Source organism: Methanoculleus horonobensis, from assembly GCF_001602375.1.
GTDB classification, from domain to species: domain Archaea; phylum Halobacteriota; class Methanomicrobia; order Methanomicrobiales; family Methanoculleaceae; genus Methanoculleus; species Methanoculleus horonobensis.
The window spans coordinates 511976-527492 of record NZ_BCNY01000015.1 but is presented as its reverse complement, the minus strand read 5'-3'; the positions used below and the strand labels follow the sequence as shown (position 1 = coordinate 527492).

The following is a 15517-nucleotide window of genomic DNA, read 5'->3' as shown; positions in this document are numbered from 1 at the left end:
CCTCCGGGTCACACTGTACCGCCAATCATATATAACGGGATCGATCTCCCCGAAAAATGCGCAGAAATCAAAAATGTGCCCTAAAAATCGGGATCGTCGGGCGGAGCGGCGGCAGGAACGAAGAGATCACGGTGACCGAGGCGGCCGTGACACAGAAAGCGTAACTCCCCGGACAGCGAGGAGCCTTCGCACCGCAGTAATGTTCGTCGCGACCGCGAGGACGACGAGCGCCGGGAGGACGAGCCCCGTCACCAGCCCGATGATGATGACCGCGATCCGCTCCGGCCGGGCAAAGAGCCCGGTCCGGCACTCGACCCCGAGCCCCTCGGCCCGGGCCCGGGCGTAACTGACCATCAGCGAACCGATAGCGGCGAAAAAAGCGGCCTCGACGCCCCAGGGCGTTCCCGCCCCCGTGTAGTAGACGACGAGCCCCCCGTAGACCGCAGCCTCGGCGTAGCGGTCCAGGAACGAGTCGAAGAACGCGCCATAGAGTGAAGCCGCGCCGGTCACCCGGGCGAGCGCCCCGTCGAGGGCGTCGAAGACACAGGATGCGGCGACGACGAGGCCGGCGAAGAAGAACGATCCGGCGGCGCAGAGGAACCCGGCAGCCCCCATCCCGAGAAACCCGAGCAGGGTGAGGGTGTTCGGGGTCGCCCCAGTCCGGGCGATGAGGGCCGCGATTCGCATGAGCGCACCGCTCGTCCCCGCCCGGAGGTGCTCCTCGATCACCGGCCCGTCACCCCGAAGAACTGATCCGCGACCGCCTCCGACCCTGCCATGGCAGGGGATCGTTCCTCCCGGGAGATAAGGGTGTCTCTCCGGGGCGGCACCACAATGATTATACCTATAATTATTATATCTATAATCATTATGAGGTTCTACGGCAGGGAGCGGGAACTCCAGTTGATGGAGCACCTCTACGCCCGGACTCCCTCCTTCCTCGTCGTCACCGGCAGGCGAAGGGTCGGCAAGACCGAGCTCATCAAGGAGTTCTGCAAGGGAAAACCGGCCCTCTACTTCTACGTCGATGGGAACAAGAGCATCGAAGCTCTCATGGAGGAGTTCGGGGGGCTGACGGCAGAGGCGCTCAACCTCCCCGGCTACATCAAGACCGACACCCCGGAGACGTTCCTTGAGTTCCTCTTCTCCTACGACAAACCTCTGATCGTCGTCTTCGACGAGTTTCAGCGTTTCCTGAAGGTTCATCCCTCGTTCATCTCCCAGATGCAACGGTTCTGGGATCTGAAGGGGCGGGACTCGCACCTCTTCGTCATCATCTCCGGCTCGTCGGTCGGAATGATCCGCGAGATCTTCCTCGAAGGAAACGCTCCCCTCTTCCGGCGTGCCGACAACATCCTGACGCTCCGCCCGTTCAAACCAGAAGAATGCCTCGCCATCCTCGAAGACCTTGGGGTGCGGAACCCTGCAGAACGTCTCGACCTTTACCTTCTCTTCGGCGGGACGATCTACTACTACACGTTCATCGAGAAGTACGGGTGCACCGACCTCGAGACCGCCCTCGACCGGCTTGTCCTCGACGACCTCGCCCCACTCCGCCGGGAGATGAGCGATGTCGTGGTCGAAGAGTTCGGGCGGGAGCATGCGACCTACTACGAGATCCTCGCCGCCATTGCTGAAGGGAAGAGATCCCAGAAGGAGATCGCCGACGTTGTCCGCCTTCCCTCGACCTCGCTCCCCCCGTACCTGCGTGACCTTGTCGACCTTCTCGGGGTCATCGAGTACCGGGTTCCGGTCACCGAAAGAGGGAAACGCTCGAAGATGGGCAGATACGCTTTTGCGGACAACTTCTTCCGGTTTTACGCTATTTACATATACCGGAACATGAGCCTCTACGAGAGCGGCCGCTTCGACCTCCTGAAAGACCGGATCCTCCGGGAGTGGAGGGGGTTCTCCGGCCGGGCCTTCGAAGAGATGATCCGGACCCTTCTCGCCCGTGACCTCGCGGAGCGGTACGAAGAGATCGGCTCCTGGTGGAACCGCCGGGGGGACGAGATCGACCTCCTCGCCCTCGGCCCGGAAGGAAGCCTCGCCGTCGAGATCAAGAACCGCAACCTCTCCCTCGCCGAGGCACACGGCATCCTCGCCGCCCTGGAGGAGAAATTGCCGCTCGTGAAGGGTCTCGCAAGGCCCTTGGCCACCGGTATCGCCGCCCGCACCGTCGAGAGCAAGGAGGTGCTCAGGGCCAGGGGGTTCTACGTCATGGATCTCGACGACCTCGGGCTCGGGGGGATCTGAAGGAGATTTGATGCCGTGAGGGGGAGCGCCATTTCCGGGATCTCCAGAGAGGGACGTTCACCTGACACCGTCGGAATACTATGACAGGGAGGATGCCGAAGAATGCATCGAGCATGCGGACGCGATCTGCAGTGCCGCGCGGCGATCGCTCCCCGGGTGAAGAAGCAGATCCGGGATCCCGCCCACGAAACCAGGTCGCGCCGGCGGCTGAGTGCCGTCATCCTCTACGGCTCGTTCGCCCGCGGAGACTTCCGCGAGCGGCATCATAAACGGGCGGCGACCACCCTCGATCTCACCGATCTCCCGGTCGAACCGCTCTGCTACACCGACGAGACGTTCGCCGAACGGGTTCTGAGCGCCAACCCCTTCGTCCTCCAGGCGCCGGACGAAGGGATCCGGCTATGGGCTCGCCTCACGTGCAGACCGCCCGCTTCTCGGTCGGTTCGCCCGTGAGTTCCTCGAAGTACTCGTGCGCCTCGAGCGCCGCCTTCGCCCCGTCGCCGGCAGCGACGATGATCTGCTTGGCCTTGACGCAGGTCGCGTCCCCGGCCGCGAAGACCCCGGGAACGCTTGTATGGCCGTTCTCGTCGATGATGATCTCGCCCTGCTCGTTCAGCGCCACGAGACCCTTGAGGAAGCCGGTATTCGGCGCAAGCCCGATCGCGAGGAAGAGTCCCTCCACGCCGAGATCCGTCTCCTCGCCGGTCTCGCGGTCGCGGACCGTGATCCCGGTCAGGCCCGCGTCCCCGTGGAGCGCCGTCACCTCATGGTGGGAGAAGGTCTGCACCCCCGCCTTCTCTGCCCGGTCGATGTAGACCTCGTCGCACCGGAGATCCCTCCGGGCGATCAGGGTCACCGAACTCGCGAACTCCGTCATCTCGATCGCGGTCTGGAGCGCCGCGTTTCCGCCGCCGACGACGGCCACCGGTTTGTCGCGGTAGAGCGGGGCGTCGCAGACGGCGCAGATCGAGACACCCTTCCCCATCAGCCGATCCTCACCGGGAATCCCAAGCCGCCGGGGCTCTTTGCCCGGAGCCAGGATGAGCGTCCGGGAACGGTAGACCGTTCCCGAGGCTGTCCGGACAAGGAGCGTCTCGTCCTCTTTGCGAACCTCCCCGACGCTATCGAGCTCAAGATGGACATGGAACCCTCTGACCTGCTCCTCGAACTTCCGGATCAGTTCCTCGCCCGAGATCGTCGAGAACCCCATGTAGTTCTCGATAGCCCAGCTCCAGGCCGCCTGGCCGCCGATGTTCTCCGCTATGACGACGGTCTTCATGAGCTTCCGGGCACAGTAGACCGCTGCCGTCAGCCCTGCCGGACCAGCGCCCACGATGACCGCGTCGTAGACGATCTCCTCCGCCGGCGTCCCGAAGAGCTCCCGGAGCCTCTTTGCATCGAACCCGACGACCACCTCGTCGCCAAAGACCGTGACCGGCACCCCCCGCTGCCCCGAGATCTCGATCATCTCCCGGGCCGCCTCGCGATCTTTCCCGACGTCGACGATCTCGTATTCGACATCCTGTTTCCGGAGGAACGCCTGAACCATCCGGCAGTAGGGGCAGTTCTCCGTCGTGTAGACCTTAACGCCTGCCATGAAGGTGGATATCTCGGGAAGAGTATTTAACATAGAGGGATGCGCGGAAGAACGCCATAGATGACGGCACCAAACTGAAAAGAAGGGAAATTATTGAATTTCGCGGAACATCCGTGCCGGAACCCCGCATATCGGGCACTTCTCCGGCGCCGCGCCGATCTCGACGTTGCCGCAGACCGGGCAGAGGAAGACCTTCTCTGCGTCGAGGTCTTTTCCATCCCGGACGGCCTCGAGCGCCTGGAGGTAGAGGTTCGCGTGCACCTCTTCCGCCTTCATCGCGTGGGTGAAGACGATCGAGGCCTCGTTCTTGCGCTCCTCCTTCGCTTCGGCGACGAACGCGGGATACATCTCCATGAACTCGTAGTTCTCGCCCTCCATCGCGCTTTTCAGGTTCTCCTCGGTGCTCCCGACGGCGTTCAGGATGAAGAGGAGACGTTTCGCGTGGACGGCTTCCGCTTCGCTTGCCGCACGGAAGAGTTTTGCCACCGCGGGATACCCCTCGGCGGCTGCCTTCTCTGCAAAGACCGAGTACTTTCTGTTCGCCTGGGACTCCCCGGCGTACGCATTCTGAGCGTTCTCATCTGTCGGCATGGATGGATCATTGCAGGACGCTCGTATTAAATCTTTCACCTTTATCTCCGGAAACCCTATGTCGCCGGAGCACCTACCCCGGGCGGATGCATGGCAAACGGGTGCGCCGGATCTTTCTCATCGTCCTTGCCCTGAACCTCTTCGTCGCACTCGCCAAAGTGGTCTTCGGCCTCCTTGCCGGGTCGGTGAGCATGGTGGCGGACGCGTTCCATTCGGGGTTCGACTCCCTCTCGAACGTCGTCGGCATAGTCGCCCTCCACTTCGCCGCGAAACCTCCCGACCCCGAACACCCCTACGGTCACGGCAAGATCGAGACACTCGGCACCCTGGCGATCGGGGTGATGCTCCTCCTGACCGCCGGCGGGATCCTCTACGAGGGCTATCAGCGGCTCGTCGAAGCCGTCGCCCCCGAGATCACCGCGGTCACCGTCGGGGTCATGGTCGGAACTGTCCTCATCAATCTCGCCGTCTCCACCTACGAACGCCGAAAAGGCGAGGAGTACCGGAGCCAGATCCTGGTCGCCGACTCCCAGCACACAAAAAGCGACGTCTTCGTCTCCTTAGCCGTCCTCGCGGGATTTCTCGCCGTCGGGCTCGGGTTCCCAGAGGCCGACCCGGTCATCGCGTTCGCCATCGGTCTCCTCATCGCGAGGATGGGGGTCGGGGTCCTCTACGACGCCGCCCGGGTTCTCACCGACACGATGAAACTCCCCTGCGACCCGGCGCTCATCGAAGCGGTGGTGATGGATACTCCGGGGGTGACCGGGTACCACGACTTCCGGTGCCGGGGAAAACCGGACGAGATCCTTGCCGACATCCACATCACCGTCGATCCGGCACTCCCGGTCGCCCGGGCGCACGATATCTCCGACGAGGTGGAACGCCGGCTCAAGGAAGCGGTGCCGGGGCTCGCCGATGTCGTCGTCCACATCGAGCCCGACGACTCAGCCTAGAAGCTGCCCGAGTTCGTAGCCCTTCTTGTGGGCCGCCTCCACCACCTCCGGCCGCGTCCGGATGTCCCGGATCGTGTCCATGTCATTTTGGAGCACCTCGTCCCAGTAAGGGCAGTCGATGATCTCCCCGAACGCCCGGGCGGTCATCTTCACGCCGAGAAATACGTTCGGGATGTTCATCCCGGCGATCGAGATGAAGAGCATCTTTCGCTTCTTCCGCCTCTCGGGAGTGATGAACGAGCGCCCCCGGTGGTATTTTGCCATGTAAAAGACCTGGAACCTGTCCATGAACGATTTGAGCCGTCCGGGGATGCCCATCGTCATCACCGGGGTGGCGATGATCAGGCCGTCCAGTTCCCGGAACTTCTTAAAGATCTCCTCCATCTCGTCCTGGATAAGACAGGTATCGCTTTCCATGCACTGGAAGAACTCCATGCAGGGCAGAACGTCCATGTGTGCGACCTCGAACTTCTCGACCTCGCACCCGGCCTCCTCTGCACCCCTGATAGCCTCGTCGAGGAGACGGGCGGTGTTCCCATCGAGAACGGGGCTCCCGAGCAGCGCGACAACCTTCTTTTGCATGGTGCTGGGTTGCGCATGACTCTATTAATAGGATACGGGTATGCCCGGAGGGGAACGGCTAAATATCTTGTGAGGCAATTACCGCTCTGGTGAATTTCTATGGCCGAACCAGAGACCAACAAGACAGCGAAAGCCGGTGAGAAGCCGGGCCCGGGCCGGTTCATCTGCATCGACTGTGGACGGGAGGTCCGGATCGACAGCAGCGATGAAGATCTCGTCAAATGCCCGACCTGCGCCTGCGAGATGTACAACTGCCTCCCGATGACGCACATCAGGCCGGACATCAAGACGCCCGAAGACGTCCTGAATCCTCCCGAGAGAAAGAAACCGGAGAACCGTTGAGGTGAGAAGAATGGTGAACGTATCGGCAAAAGGGCAGGTCTACCACTGCGAGATCTGCGGAAACGTTGTCCAGGTGCTGGAAGCCGGCGGCGGCGAACTGGTCTGCTGCGGCGAGGCGATGGTGCTCGAGGAGTGATCGGTATGGAAGAGAAGAGACTCGAAGAGAAGATCGGCAAAATTCCCGTAATCTTCAAGGAACTCAAAGAGACCGACCCCGACCTCTACGCGAGCGTGATGGGGCTCGACCAGATGATCTGGGCCGACGGCGCTCTCTCGAAGCAGACGAAGAAGGTCATCGCGATCGCGATTGCGGCCGCGCTCCGGGACGGGCACGCCGTCCGGGCGCAGATGGCCGGTGCCGGGAGCATCGGCGTATCGAAGGAGGAGATCGAGGAAGGGCTCAGGGTCGCGTTCCTGCTCGCGGGGATGCCGGCCTACGTCCACGGCAAGACCGCCCTCGAGGAGTACCTGGGCAACCGCCCGAGGAAGTGAATCATGGAACCCGAAGAACTGCTTCAGATGCCGGTTATCGGCGAGAAAGCGCCGGAATTCGACGTGCTGACAACCCACGGACGCCTGAAACTCTCGGATCTCAAGGGGAAGTGGGTCATCCTCTTCTCCCACCCGGCCGACTTCACGCCGGTCTGCACCACGGAGTTCATGGCCTTCGCCGCGATCGCCGACGAACTCAAGGAACTGAACGTCCAGCTCGTCGGCCTCTCGATCGACAGCGTCCACTCGCACCTTGCGTGGGTCAGGAACATCAAGGAGAAGATGGGCGTCGAGATCCCGTTCCCCATCATCGCCGACCTCGATATGAAGGTCGCCAAACGCTACGGGATGCTCCACCCCGGCCAGAGCACCACCTCCACGATCAGGACGGTCTTCTTCATCGACGACAAGGGCGTCATGCGGGCCATGCTCTACTACCCGATGTCCAACGGCCGATCGATGCCCGAGATTCTCCGGCTCACGAAGGCCCTCCAGACATCCGACAAGCACGGCGTCGCGACGCCGGCGAACTGGGAGCCCGGTGAGAAGGTCATCGTCCCGGCGCCGAAGACCCCCGAAGAGATCGAGAAGCGGATGCAGGAAGGCTACGAGTGCAAAGACTGGTACCTCTGCTTCAAGAACCTCTAAAATTATCTTTTTCCCGAACGGTCGCGGCCGATCCCCCGACGCTATGATACGCAGGAGATCCGACGCCTCCGGACAGACCCGGGATCGACTTCGGTGCATTAATGGTGCCGAAACCCCGAAGTTACGAGTATTCAGGATTTGCCGGGCGGCACCCGGCGTTCTTGAGGTGTTCAGGGGATGTTTGAGAAGACGTTGATTCCGGTTGCCTACGGAGAGAGGCCCGAAGAACTGAGGAAGGCCGGAACGATCCTCAAGAGCCTCGGGGCGAGCTCGGTCTGCCTCTACCATGTGAACGAACCCGGATCGTTCTTCCGGGGAGCCGACCTCTCGTGGCTCACGCTTCTCGCGGAGGCGCTCGAAGAGACGGGGCTCGTCGTGGAGGTGAAGACCGGGGAAGGCCACATCGCCTCGGCAATCGCGGAGACGGCGCTCCTCGAGGGTGTCGACGGCATCTACATGAAGGCGAAGCGGCGGTGGCACATCGAGACGATGCTCCTCGGGAGCGTCTCGCGGGATCTCCTCCGGCTTGCCGACGTTCCCGTATTCGTCCACAAAGTCCGGCCCCGCCTGCCCGACGACGGGGCGGAGCCCGGCCATAGCGACCTTGCCGTCCTCTACGCGACCGACCTCGACGAGACGTCCGCCCGCCCGCTCCCCTACGTGATGGAGTTCCGGGGAGCCTGGTGCCACGTCCTCCACGTCAGGGGGAGGATGGCCGATCCGCTGGCGGAGCGGGTGCGGCGTGAGGCCGTTGATGAGCAACTGAACGCGGTGGCGGAAGAACTCCGCCCGTACTTCGAGCGCGTCACCGCCGAGCAGCGGATCGGGGACCCCGCCGCGCAGGTGCTCCACGTCTCCGACCGGATCGAGGCCGACGTCGTCGTCCTCGGGAGAAAGAGCCCGGCGTTTCTCTCCGCCCCGATGGGGTACACGGCGGAGCGGATCGTGACCGGGTCGAGCGCATCGATCTTCCTCGTGCCGCAACAGGGGAGCCGCAATGCTTCGTGAGTACCTCAGGAGGGAGGCGGTCTTCCTCCTCTCCGCCGGGGTAATCCTCTTCTTCATCGGGTTCGGGATCGCGCGGCCCGACCTCCTTGATTCGGTCTCATCCGCGGTCCACGCCGCGATCCTCGACAACTTCAGCTGGCTCTACCTTATATCGGTCTTCTTCTTCCTCGCTTTCGCGCTCACAGTCGCGCTCTCGCGATACGGAACGATCAAACTCGGCTATGACGCAGAACGCCCGCAGTACAGCTTCTTCGGCTGGATCGCGATGCTCTTTGCCGCCGGGATGGGGATCGGGCTCCTCTTCTGGGGGGTCTCCGAACCGCTCGTCCACTTCCTCCAGCCGCCCCCCTTCATCGACGCCGCATCCCCCGACGCCGCCTCGTTCGCCATGCGCTACGCGTTCTTCCACTGGGGGATCCACCCGTGGGCAATCTACACCATCGTCAGCCTTTCTATTGCGTATTTCTCGTTCCGGCGCGGGATGCCGGCCCTGATCAGCTCCTGCTTCTACCCTGTCCTCGGCGAGCGGATCTACGGCGCCGCCGGGAAGACGGTGGACGTGCTCGCGGTCTTCGCGACGGTCTTCGGGACCGCGACGTCGCTCGGGTTCGGCGCCCTCCAGATCCACAGCGGGCTCACCCACCTCTACGGGCTCTCGTCCGCGATCTCCGTCACCATCGGGATCATCCTCATCGCGACGGCGCTCTTTATGGCGTCCGCGATCCTCGGGGTGGAGAAAGGCGTCCAGGTCCTCTCGAAGTTCAACATCGTCCTCGCGACGGTGCTCCTCTTCGCCGTCCTTGCCCTCGGATCGCCGCCTTATGTCCTCAACGTCTTCGCCTCCACCCTCGGCGGCTACATCAACAACATCATCGACCTGAGCCTCCAGTCCTACCCGTTCGCAGGGTTCGAGTGGAGCAGGGACTGGACGGTCTTTTACTGGGCATGGTGGATCTCGTGGTCGCCGTTCGTGGGGCTCTTCATCGCCCGGATATCCCGGGGACGGACGATCCGGGAGTTCGTCCTGACCGTCCTCACGGTTCCTACCCTCTTCACCTTCGTCTGGTTCACGATCTTCGGGGGATCGGCGCTGCACCTCGAACTCGAAGAGGGAGCGGGCATCGCCGCCGTCGCGGGAGAGGACGTCTCACTCGCCCTCTTCGCGTTCCTCGAGCACTACCCGTTCGCAGGAATCCTCTCGCTCGCCGCGATACTTCTCCTGATCGTCTTCTTCATCACCTCGGCGGACTCCGCGACGGTCGTCCTCGGCTCGCTCACATCGGGCGGGGGCCTGGTCGTCCCGAACTACAAGAAGGTCGTCTGGGGACTCTCCCTCTCCGCCGTCGCGATCGTCCTCCTCCTCACCGGGGGGCTTGACGCCCTCCAGGTGATGGCGATCACCGCGGCGTTCCCGTTCATGCTCGTGATGATCGGCCTCTGCTACACGCTCGCGATCGGGCTGTCGCAGGAGAAGGTGCAGTGAAACAAATCCCGGCACGTTTTTTGCCTTCGCCGGGACAACACATCATATATGACCATAGACGTCCTCGCGTTTGCGGCCTCGCCCCGCCGTCACGGCAACTCCGAGACCCTCCTCGACTGGGTGCTCGCGGCGATGGAGGCCGAAGGGGCCGCGGTCGAGAAGATCGTCGTCGCCGAGGCCGACATCCGGCCCTGCCGCGGGTGCAACATCTGCGAGACGCTCAACCGGTGCGTCCAGCACGACTACATGGACTACGTCCACGACCGGATCATCGCGGCCGACTGCATCATCCTCGCGTCCCCCATCTACTGCATGGGGCTTGCCGCGCAGGCGAAGGCGCTGGTCGACCGGGCGCAGGTCTTCCGCTCCCGGAAGTACGTCCTCCACCTCCCGGTCGTCCCGCCGGAGCGGAAAGGAAAACGTATGGGCATCTTCCTCTCGACCGCCGGGCAGAACTGGGACAACGTCTTCGATGCGGCAATCCCGTCGGTGAAGTGCCTCTTTCACGTCGTCGATATCAAAAACAACGACATCAGGTACCTGATGGTGAACGGCGTCGACGAGAAGGGCGCGATTGAGCGCCATCCGACCGCGAAGGCCGACGCGGAGAGCCTGGCACGGGAAGCCGTCGCGCACCTGCGGGAGGTCGGGGCGGGATGATCATAAAAGTCCTCGGCATCTCCGGGAGCCCCCGGCGGCACGGGAACACCGAGACGCTGCTCGACGCCGTGCTCGAGGGCGCCCGCAAGGCGGGGGCAGAGGTCGAGAAGATCGTTCTGCGGTCGCTCGAGTACGCCTCGTGCCGGGGGTGCAACGCCTGCCATAAGACGGGAGTCTGCGTCATCAAAGACGATCTCACGGAGGTCTTTACAAAGATCGGCGATGCCGATGTCCAGGTCCTCGCCTCACCCATCTACTCGATGGGGATCACGGCGGAGACGAAGGGGCTGATCGACCGCGCGCAGTACCTCTGGGCGCGCAAGTTCATCCTGAAGAACCTCTACTACGCACCCGACCACGTTCTTCGCCACAAAGGGATATTCGTCTCGACCGCGGGGCTCGGGTGGGAGAACGTCTTCGACGCGGCGTTCCCGGCGATCACCGCCTTCTTCAACACCACCGGGTTCGAGTACTGGGACAACGTCATTGCAAACGATCTCGATCGCTACGGGGGGATCGCAGGGCATCCGACAGCCCTCACGGAGGCACGGGAGAAAGGGCGTGACGTGGTCAACCTTCTTGCCGGCCTGCAAGACCCGGCGAACGCAGAGGCCTGACTCCTGTTTTCCCCGTGCGGCTGCCGGGCAAAGAATGTTTCCCCGGCACCAATCCCGGGCACGATACCCCGCTCCGCCACGGCCGCACGAATCAATAACTTTTCTCGCCACCCTGAAACCGGAACAGATTAATACGTTTTGAGGATCTCCATATTCCATATCAGCCCGCAAGATGCATCCTTGGGCAGCAGGAGAAACCGAGCGTGACCCCCGCCGAGCCTCCGGAGCGCCTGCACGGCGCGCAGCCTGACTACCGGGTACTGGACGGTATGGAAGACGCTGTCCTGGTGCTCGATGAGGATGCCCGCATAATCTGGGCGAACACGGCCTCCCGCCGGATGCTCGGCCTGCACAAGGGCGAACCCGGACAGACGGGGTCGGTGAGCGATCTCGCCGATAGAGTGCTTGCGGCACCCGGAAACGGGACTCTGGAGTTCGAGTGCCGGTTCAGGAGTCCGGGCGGAGGAGAACGGGGATACCACTGCTCGGGGTGGAGAACGCCGTCCGGGAGAGGCTGGGTGCTCCGGCTCCGGGAAACCCCGGAACCCGGGGATTACGAAGCGATCGTCGAGTATACCGGGACGGCGACGATCCTCATCGAGGAGAACGGCATCATAACGCTCGCGAACGCGGAGTTCGAGCGGCTCTCCGGATACCCGCGCACCGAGATCATCGGGATAAAGCGGCCGAGCGATTTTGTCGTATCCGAAGACGAACGCCGGCGGCTGAAGGAGTACCACGCCCTCCGGCGAAGAGACCCTCTGGCCGCGCCGAAGAACTACTCCTTCACGTTTATTGACTGTTCCGGCAACACGCATATCGTCGAGGCCACCATCGGCCTGATCCCGGGAACCGCCCGCTCGGTGATGTCGCTCCTCGATGTGACCGAGCGGAACCGGGCGGATCAGGGGCTCCAGGGGAGCGAAGAACGGCTGAACCTGGCACTCTCGGCGGTAGACGACGGACTGGTCGACTGGGATGTCGGCGCCGGCACGGTCTACTACAGCACCCGGAGTTTCACGATGCTCGGCTACGAACCAGGAGCGTTCGTGCCCACGATCCCCGCCATCCTCGCACTCGTCCACCCGGACGACCGCGACGGTGTCGAGGCGGCCCTCACCGAAATGGCCGCCGGAAAGCGCGACCGTTGCGAGATGGAGTTCCGGATGAGGTCCGCATCGGGAGAGTGGGTCTACGTGCTCGACCGGCTCCGGGTGGTCGAACGCGATGCCCGCGGGACGCCGCTCCGGATCGCAGGGACGCATTCCAATATCACGAAGAGGAAGGAGGCGGAGCGAGAACTCCTGATCGGGAAGGTCTCACTTGAGTCGTCGTTTGCCGCGATCGCCATCGCCGACCTCGACGGCTACATCACGCACGTCAACCCATCACTGCTCGCACTGGGCGGGCTGACCGACCCCGGGGAGGTTATCGGCCGGCACCTCACGGAGTTCTGGGTGGAACCGGCCAAGGTCGAGAGGGTTCTTGCGACGTTTGCGGAGCGCGGCAGGTGTACCGGGAAACTCGTCGGAAGAAAGGCCGGCGGGACGGAATTTACCGCTCACATAACCGCAACCATCCTCAAGGACGATGCCGGAAACCCGATCTGCATCATGGCCACCGCCGTCGATATCAGCAAGGAGACACGCATGGCAGAGGCGCTCCGGGAGAGCGAGGAGCGCTACCGGACGCTTACGGAGTTCGCACCGGACGTCATCTTCCTCGTAGGCACGGAAGGGAATATCCTCTTCGTGAACGGTGCCGGCGGTCGCCTGGTCGGCGCAGACCCGGAGAACCTGCAGGGAAAGAACATCGGGGAACTGTTTCCGCCCGATCTCGTTCAAGGGTGGCTTCCGGTGCTCCGGGCCGTAGCGGAGTCTCCGGGGGAGATCTTCACCGCGGAGGGGCAGATCCCCGGTGAGGCCGGGGAGGTGTGGTTCGAGACGCGCCTCATCCCGATGCCGGGAAGCGACGGCACCGTCCGGGGCCTGCTCGGGATCAGCCGCGACGTCACCGAACGGAAACAGACGGAAGAGCAGCTCAGGTTCCAGGCGCAGGTGCTCTCGCAGGTGGAGGATGCCGTGATCGCGGCCGACACGGATGGACGGATCACCTACATGAACCCGGCAGCGGAGCGGCTTTACGACGTTCCCTCCAGCGAGGCGCTCGGCCGGCCGGCCTCGGAACTCTTCACCGTCGAGTGGCTCCGGCCGGACGACGAAGAGGCGGCGAAGAGCGCTCTCCGGTCGTCAGGGACCTGGAACGGCGTCGTCAGCCACTACAAGAGGGGCGGCGAGGCCATATTCGTCGACGAGACGCTCAGCACCTTACACGACGATTTCGGGCGGGTTACCGGGACGCTCTACTCCCTCCGCGACGTGACCCGGCAGCGGCAGGCCGAACTCGAACTCTGGATCAAGGATATGGCGATAGCGTCGGCGCTCGAGGGCATCTCTCTCTCCGACTACGACGGAAGGATCATCTACGCCAACCGCGCCTCCCTTGCCATACACGGGTGGGAGGAGGAGGAGATCATCGGGCAGCACGTCTCGGTGCTCTGGGGGGATCCGGGGGAGATGGACCTGATCAGGGAGGAACTCGTCCGGGACGGCGCCTGGTCGGGCGAGGTGAAATCACGACGAAAAGACGGCTCGACCTTCCCCATGCAGCTCTCCCTCACCGTCGTCACCGATGAAGCGGGCAGACGGATCTGCACGATGGGTTCGGGGATCGACATCACCGAACGCAAGCTGGCCGAGCAGGAACTCCGGATCCGGGATATGGCGATAGCGTCGTCGCCGAGCGCGTTCACCGTCGCCGACCTCGACGGCCACCTGACCTACGTCAACCAGGCGTTTCTCACCATGTGGGGCTACGACTCCCCGACCGAGGTGATCGGGAAACGGGTCACGGAGTTCTGGCAGAACGAGGAGGAGGGCCGGAATGCGTTTGAGAAAGTCGTCCGCACCGGCAGGTACACGGGCGAGCGGATCGGAAGAAGGCGGGACAACACGACGTTTTATATCGTCTTCTCCGCGAGCCTGGTCAGGGGCAGCGACGGAGTCCCCCTCTGCATCACGGCTTCGCTCACCGACATAACCAGCCAGAAACGGGCCGAGGCCGAGATCCAGGCCCATAACCGCGAGCTCTCGGTCTTAAACCGGATCATCGGGGTATCGGCGTCCGCAACGGATCTCGATGAGGTGCTGGAGAAGGTGCTCGCGGCGGTGCTCACCCTCCTCGATCTCGCCGGCGGCGGCATTTACCTGATCGAGCCGGGGAGGCAGAGTGCGCGGCTCGTCTGCGTGCAGGGCCTCCCGGAGGGGTTCCCCGGACACCCGCACATCCCGGATATCACCGCCAGGCCCTACGCAACGGTGCTGGTTGCAGGAGAGACTCTCTTCCCCGACGACTACCCGAACCTCCGCTACCCGGGAGAGAGCGACGAGACACGGCATCCCTGCGCAAGCATCCCGATCACGGCGCACGGGAGAGTGATCGGCGCCCTGAACGTGGCTGCAAAGAGCGGCAACCAGTTCACCGACGCCGACCGGTCTCTTCTTACGGCCATCGGGAGAGAGATCGGCACCTCCGTCGAGCGCACCATACTGATCCGGCAGCTTGAGAGGGCCGAACGGGAGGCAAACCTCTACCTCGACATCCTCAGCCACGACATCAGGAACGCCGAGAACGTCTCGGGCCTCTACACCGATCTCCTCGTCGATATGCTCGAAGGGGAGACAAGAGCCTACGCACAGAAACTCCAGGGCAGTATCCGCAAAAGCATCGAGATCCTGCGGAACGTCTCGACGATCCGCCGTATCCACAAGGAATCGGCCGTGCTCGCCCCGGTCGACCTCGACGGGGTTATCCGGGACGAGATCGCGATCTTCTCCGGGAGCCGGATCCGTTACGGCGGCACGAATCTTGTGGTCATGGCCGACGCGCTCCTTCCCGAGGTCTTCACGAACCTCATCGGGAACAGCATCAAGTTCGGGGGGCCGGAGGTCGAGGTCACCATCCGGTTGGAGGAGAACGACGGCGAGGTCGTGGTCTCTGTCGAGGATACCGGGCCGGGGATTCCTGATGCGATGAAAGATGCCATATTCATGCGGTTCGGGCAGAGCCGGAGCCACAAAAGCGGCCAGGGCCTTGGGCTCTATATCACCCGGATGCTTGTATCGCGCTACGGCGGCCGTGTCCGGGTCGACGACCGGGTACCGGGCCGTCCGGAGTGCGGCGCGGCGTTCCGGTTCACCCTGAAGAAGGCCTGAAAAAAAGGTAGTTC

General features: G+C 63.3%; 16 protein-coding genes. 12 read left to right on the top strand and 4 right to left on the bottom strand.

Annotation, left to right across the window (positions count from 1 at the left end):
- Positions 1-126: 126 nt before the first annotated feature.
- The gene (locus MCUHO_RS10390; RefSeq protein ID WP_067077950.1) at positions 127-729 is read right to left on the bottom strand and encodes a CDP-alcohol phosphatidyltransferase family protein; all 603 of its coding nucleotides are present in this window, start codon (positions 727-729) and stop codon (positions 127-129) included.
- Between the two features lie 141 nt (positions 730-870).
- On the opposite strand from MCUHO_RS10390, the gene MCUHO_RS10385 reads away from it, so the two are divergent.
- Together MCUHO_RS10385 and MCUHO_RS10380 are read left to right on the top strand one after the other, a co-directional pair.
- On the top strand, positions 871-2256 hold the full coding sequence (locus tag MCUHO_RS10385) for an ATP-binding protein (protein WP_201786426.1): 1386 nt from the start codon (positions 871-873) through the stop codon (positions 2254-2256).
- Positions 2257-2358: 102 nt separating this feature from the next.
- On the top strand, positions 2359-2709 hold the full coding sequence (locus tag MCUHO_RS10380; RefSeq protein WP_067077944.1) for a hypothetical protein: 351 nt from the start codon (positions 2359-2361) through the stop codon (positions 2707-2709).
- On the opposite strand, the gene MCUHO_RS10375 is transcribed toward MCUHO_RS10380, so the two are convergent.
- The gene (locus MCUHO_RS10375; RefSeq protein WP_067077941.1) at positions 2669-3853 is read right to left on the bottom strand and encodes an FAD-dependent oxidoreductase; all 1185 of its coding nucleotides are present in this window, start codon (positions 3851-3853) and stop codon (positions 2669-2671) included. The two genes, MCUHO_RS10380 and MCUHO_RS10375, sit on opposite strands and share 41 nt — an antisense overlap.
- Before the next feature lie 90 nt (positions 3854-3943).
- Positions 3944-4444, bottom strand: coding sequence for a rubrerythrin family protein (locus MCUHO_RS10370; RefSeq protein ID WP_067077938.1), 501 nt, complete (start codon positions 4442-4444; stop codon positions 3944-3946).
- A 101-nt stretch (positions 4445-4545) separates the two neighbouring features.
- Between MCUHO_RS10370 and MCUHO_RS10365 the strand changes: the two genes are divergently transcribed.
- On the top strand, positions 4546-5397 hold the full coding sequence (locus MCUHO_RS10365; RefSeq protein WP_235808243.1) for a cation diffusion facilitator family transporter: 852 nt from the start codon (positions 4546-4548) through the stop codon (positions 5395-5397).
- Here MCUHO_RS10365 and MCUHO_RS10360 read toward each other — a convergent pair.
- Entirely contained in the window at positions 5389-5979 is a 591-nt protein-coding gene (locus MCUHO_RS10360; protein WP_067077932.1) for a flavodoxin family protein, read from the bottom strand. The genes MCUHO_RS10365 and MCUHO_RS10360 overlap by 9 nt on opposite strands.
- Before the next feature lie 99 nt (positions 5980-6078).
- On the opposite strand from MCUHO_RS10360, the gene MCUHO_RS10355 reads away from it, so the two are divergent.
- From MCUHO_RS10355 to MCUHO_RS10315, 9 genes are all read left to right on the top strand, one after another.
- Positions 6079-6321, top strand: a complete 243-nt coding sequence (locus MCUHO_RS10355; RefSeq protein ID WP_067077929.1) for a zinc ribbon-containing protein — start codon at positions 6079-6081, stop codon at positions 6319-6321.
- Positions 6322-6331: 10 nt separating this feature from the next.
- Positions 6332-6457 carry a desulfoferrodoxin FeS4 iron-binding domain-containing protein gene (locus MCUHO_RS10350; RefSeq protein WP_011843020.1) on the top strand — a complete coding sequence of 42 codons (126 nt, stop codon included), beginning with the start codon at positions 6332-6334 and terminating at the stop codon, positions 6455-6457.
- A 5-nt stretch (positions 6458-6462) separates the two neighbouring features.
- A complete protein-coding gene (locus MCUHO_RS10345) occupies positions 6463-6813 on the top strand; it encodes a carboxymuconolactone decarboxylase family protein (RefSeq protein ID WP_011843019.1) in 351 nt (116 codons plus the stop codon).
- A gap of 3 nt (positions 6814-6816) precedes the next feature.
- On the top strand, positions 6817-7461 hold the full coding sequence (locus tag MCUHO_RS10340) for a peroxiredoxin (RefSeq protein ID WP_067077926.1): 645 nt from the start codon (positions 6817-6819) through the stop codon (positions 7459-7461).
- A 177-nt stretch (positions 7462-7638) separates the two neighbouring features.
- Positions 7639-8469 carry a universal stress protein gene (locus MCUHO_RS10335; protein ID WP_067077924.1) on the top strand — a complete coding sequence of 277 codons (831 nt, stop codon included), beginning with the start codon at positions 7639-7641 and terminating at the stop codon, positions 8467-8469.
- Complete coding sequence (locus MCUHO_RS10330; RefSeq protein ID WP_067077921.1) at positions 8459-9952, top strand: BCCT family transporter; 1494 nt, start codon at positions 8459-8461, stop codon at positions 9950-9952. The genes MCUHO_RS10335 and MCUHO_RS10330 overlap by 11 nt, the downstream gene beginning before the upstream one ends.
- A gap of 48 nt (positions 9953-10000) precedes the next feature.
- Entirely contained in the window at positions 10001-10612 is a 612-nt protein-coding gene (locus MCUHO_RS10325) for a flavodoxin family protein (RefSeq protein ID WP_067077918.1), read from the top strand.
- Positions 10609-11229 (top strand): flavodoxin family protein, encoded by a 621-nt coding sequence (locus MCUHO_RS10320; RefSeq protein WP_067077915.1) that lies wholly within the window; start codon positions 10609-10611, stop codon positions 11227-11229. The genes MCUHO_RS10325 and MCUHO_RS10320 overlap by 4 nt, the downstream gene beginning before the upstream one ends.
- A 203-nt stretch (positions 11230-11432) precedes the next feature.
- Entirely contained in the window at positions 11433-15503 is a 4071-nt protein-coding gene (locus MCUHO_RS10315; protein ID WP_235808242.1) for a PAS domain S-box protein, read from the top strand.
- Positions 15504-15517 lie beyond the last annotated feature (14 nt).

Coding starts and splice junctions, on each gene's coding strand:
- MCUHO_RS10360 (WP_067077932.1), bottom strand. CDS start 5,979: ATGCAAAAGAAGGTTGTCGCGCTGCTCGGGAGCCCCGTTCTCGATGGG.
- MCUHO_RS10350 (WP_011843020.1), top strand. CDS start 6,332: ATGGTGAACGTATCGGCAAAAGGGCAGGTCTACCACTGCGAGATCTGC.
- MCUHO_RS10335 (WP_067077924.1), top strand. CDS start 7,639: ATGTTTGAGAAGACGTTGATTCCGGTTGCCTACGGAGAGAGGCCCGAA.
- MCUHO_RS10355 (WP_067077929.1), top strand. CDS start 6,079: ATGGCCGAACCAGAGACCAACAAGACAGCGAAAGCCGGTGAGAAGCCG.
- MCUHO_RS10330 (WP_067077921.1), top strand. CDS start 8,459: ATGCTTCGTGAGTACCTCAGGAGGGAGGCGGTCTTCCTCCTCTCCGCC.
- MCUHO_RS10370 (WP_067077938.1), bottom strand. CDS start 4,444: ATGCCGACAGATGAGAACGCTCAGAATGCGTACGCCGGGGAGTCCCAG.
- MCUHO_RS10340 (WP_067077926.1), top strand. CDS start 6,817: ATGGAACCCGAAGAACTGCTTCAGATGCCGGTTATCGGCGAGAAAGCG.
- MCUHO_RS10345 (WP_011843019.1), top strand. CDS start 6,463: ATGGAAGAGAAGAGACTCGAAGAGAAGATCGGCAAAATTCCCGTAATC.
- MCUHO_RS10385 (WP_201786426.1), top strand. CDS start 871: ATGAGGTTCTACGGCAGGGAGCGGGAACTCCAGTTGATGGAGCACCTC.
- MCUHO_RS10320 (WP_067077915.1), top strand. CDS start 10,609: ATGATCATAAAAGTCCTCGGCATCTCCGGGAGCCCCCGGCGGCACGGG.
- MCUHO_RS10325 (WP_067077918.1), top strand. CDS start 10,001: ATGACCATAGACGTCCTCGCGTTTGCGGCCTCGCCCCGCCGTCACGGC.
- MCUHO_RS10380 (WP_067077944.1), top strand. CDS start 2,359: ATGCATCGAGCATGCGGACGCGATCTGCAGTGCCGCGCGGCGATCGCT.
- MCUHO_RS10375 (WP_067077941.1), bottom strand. CDS start 3,853: ATGGCAGGCGTTAAGGTCTACACGACGGAGAACTGCCCCTACTGCCGG.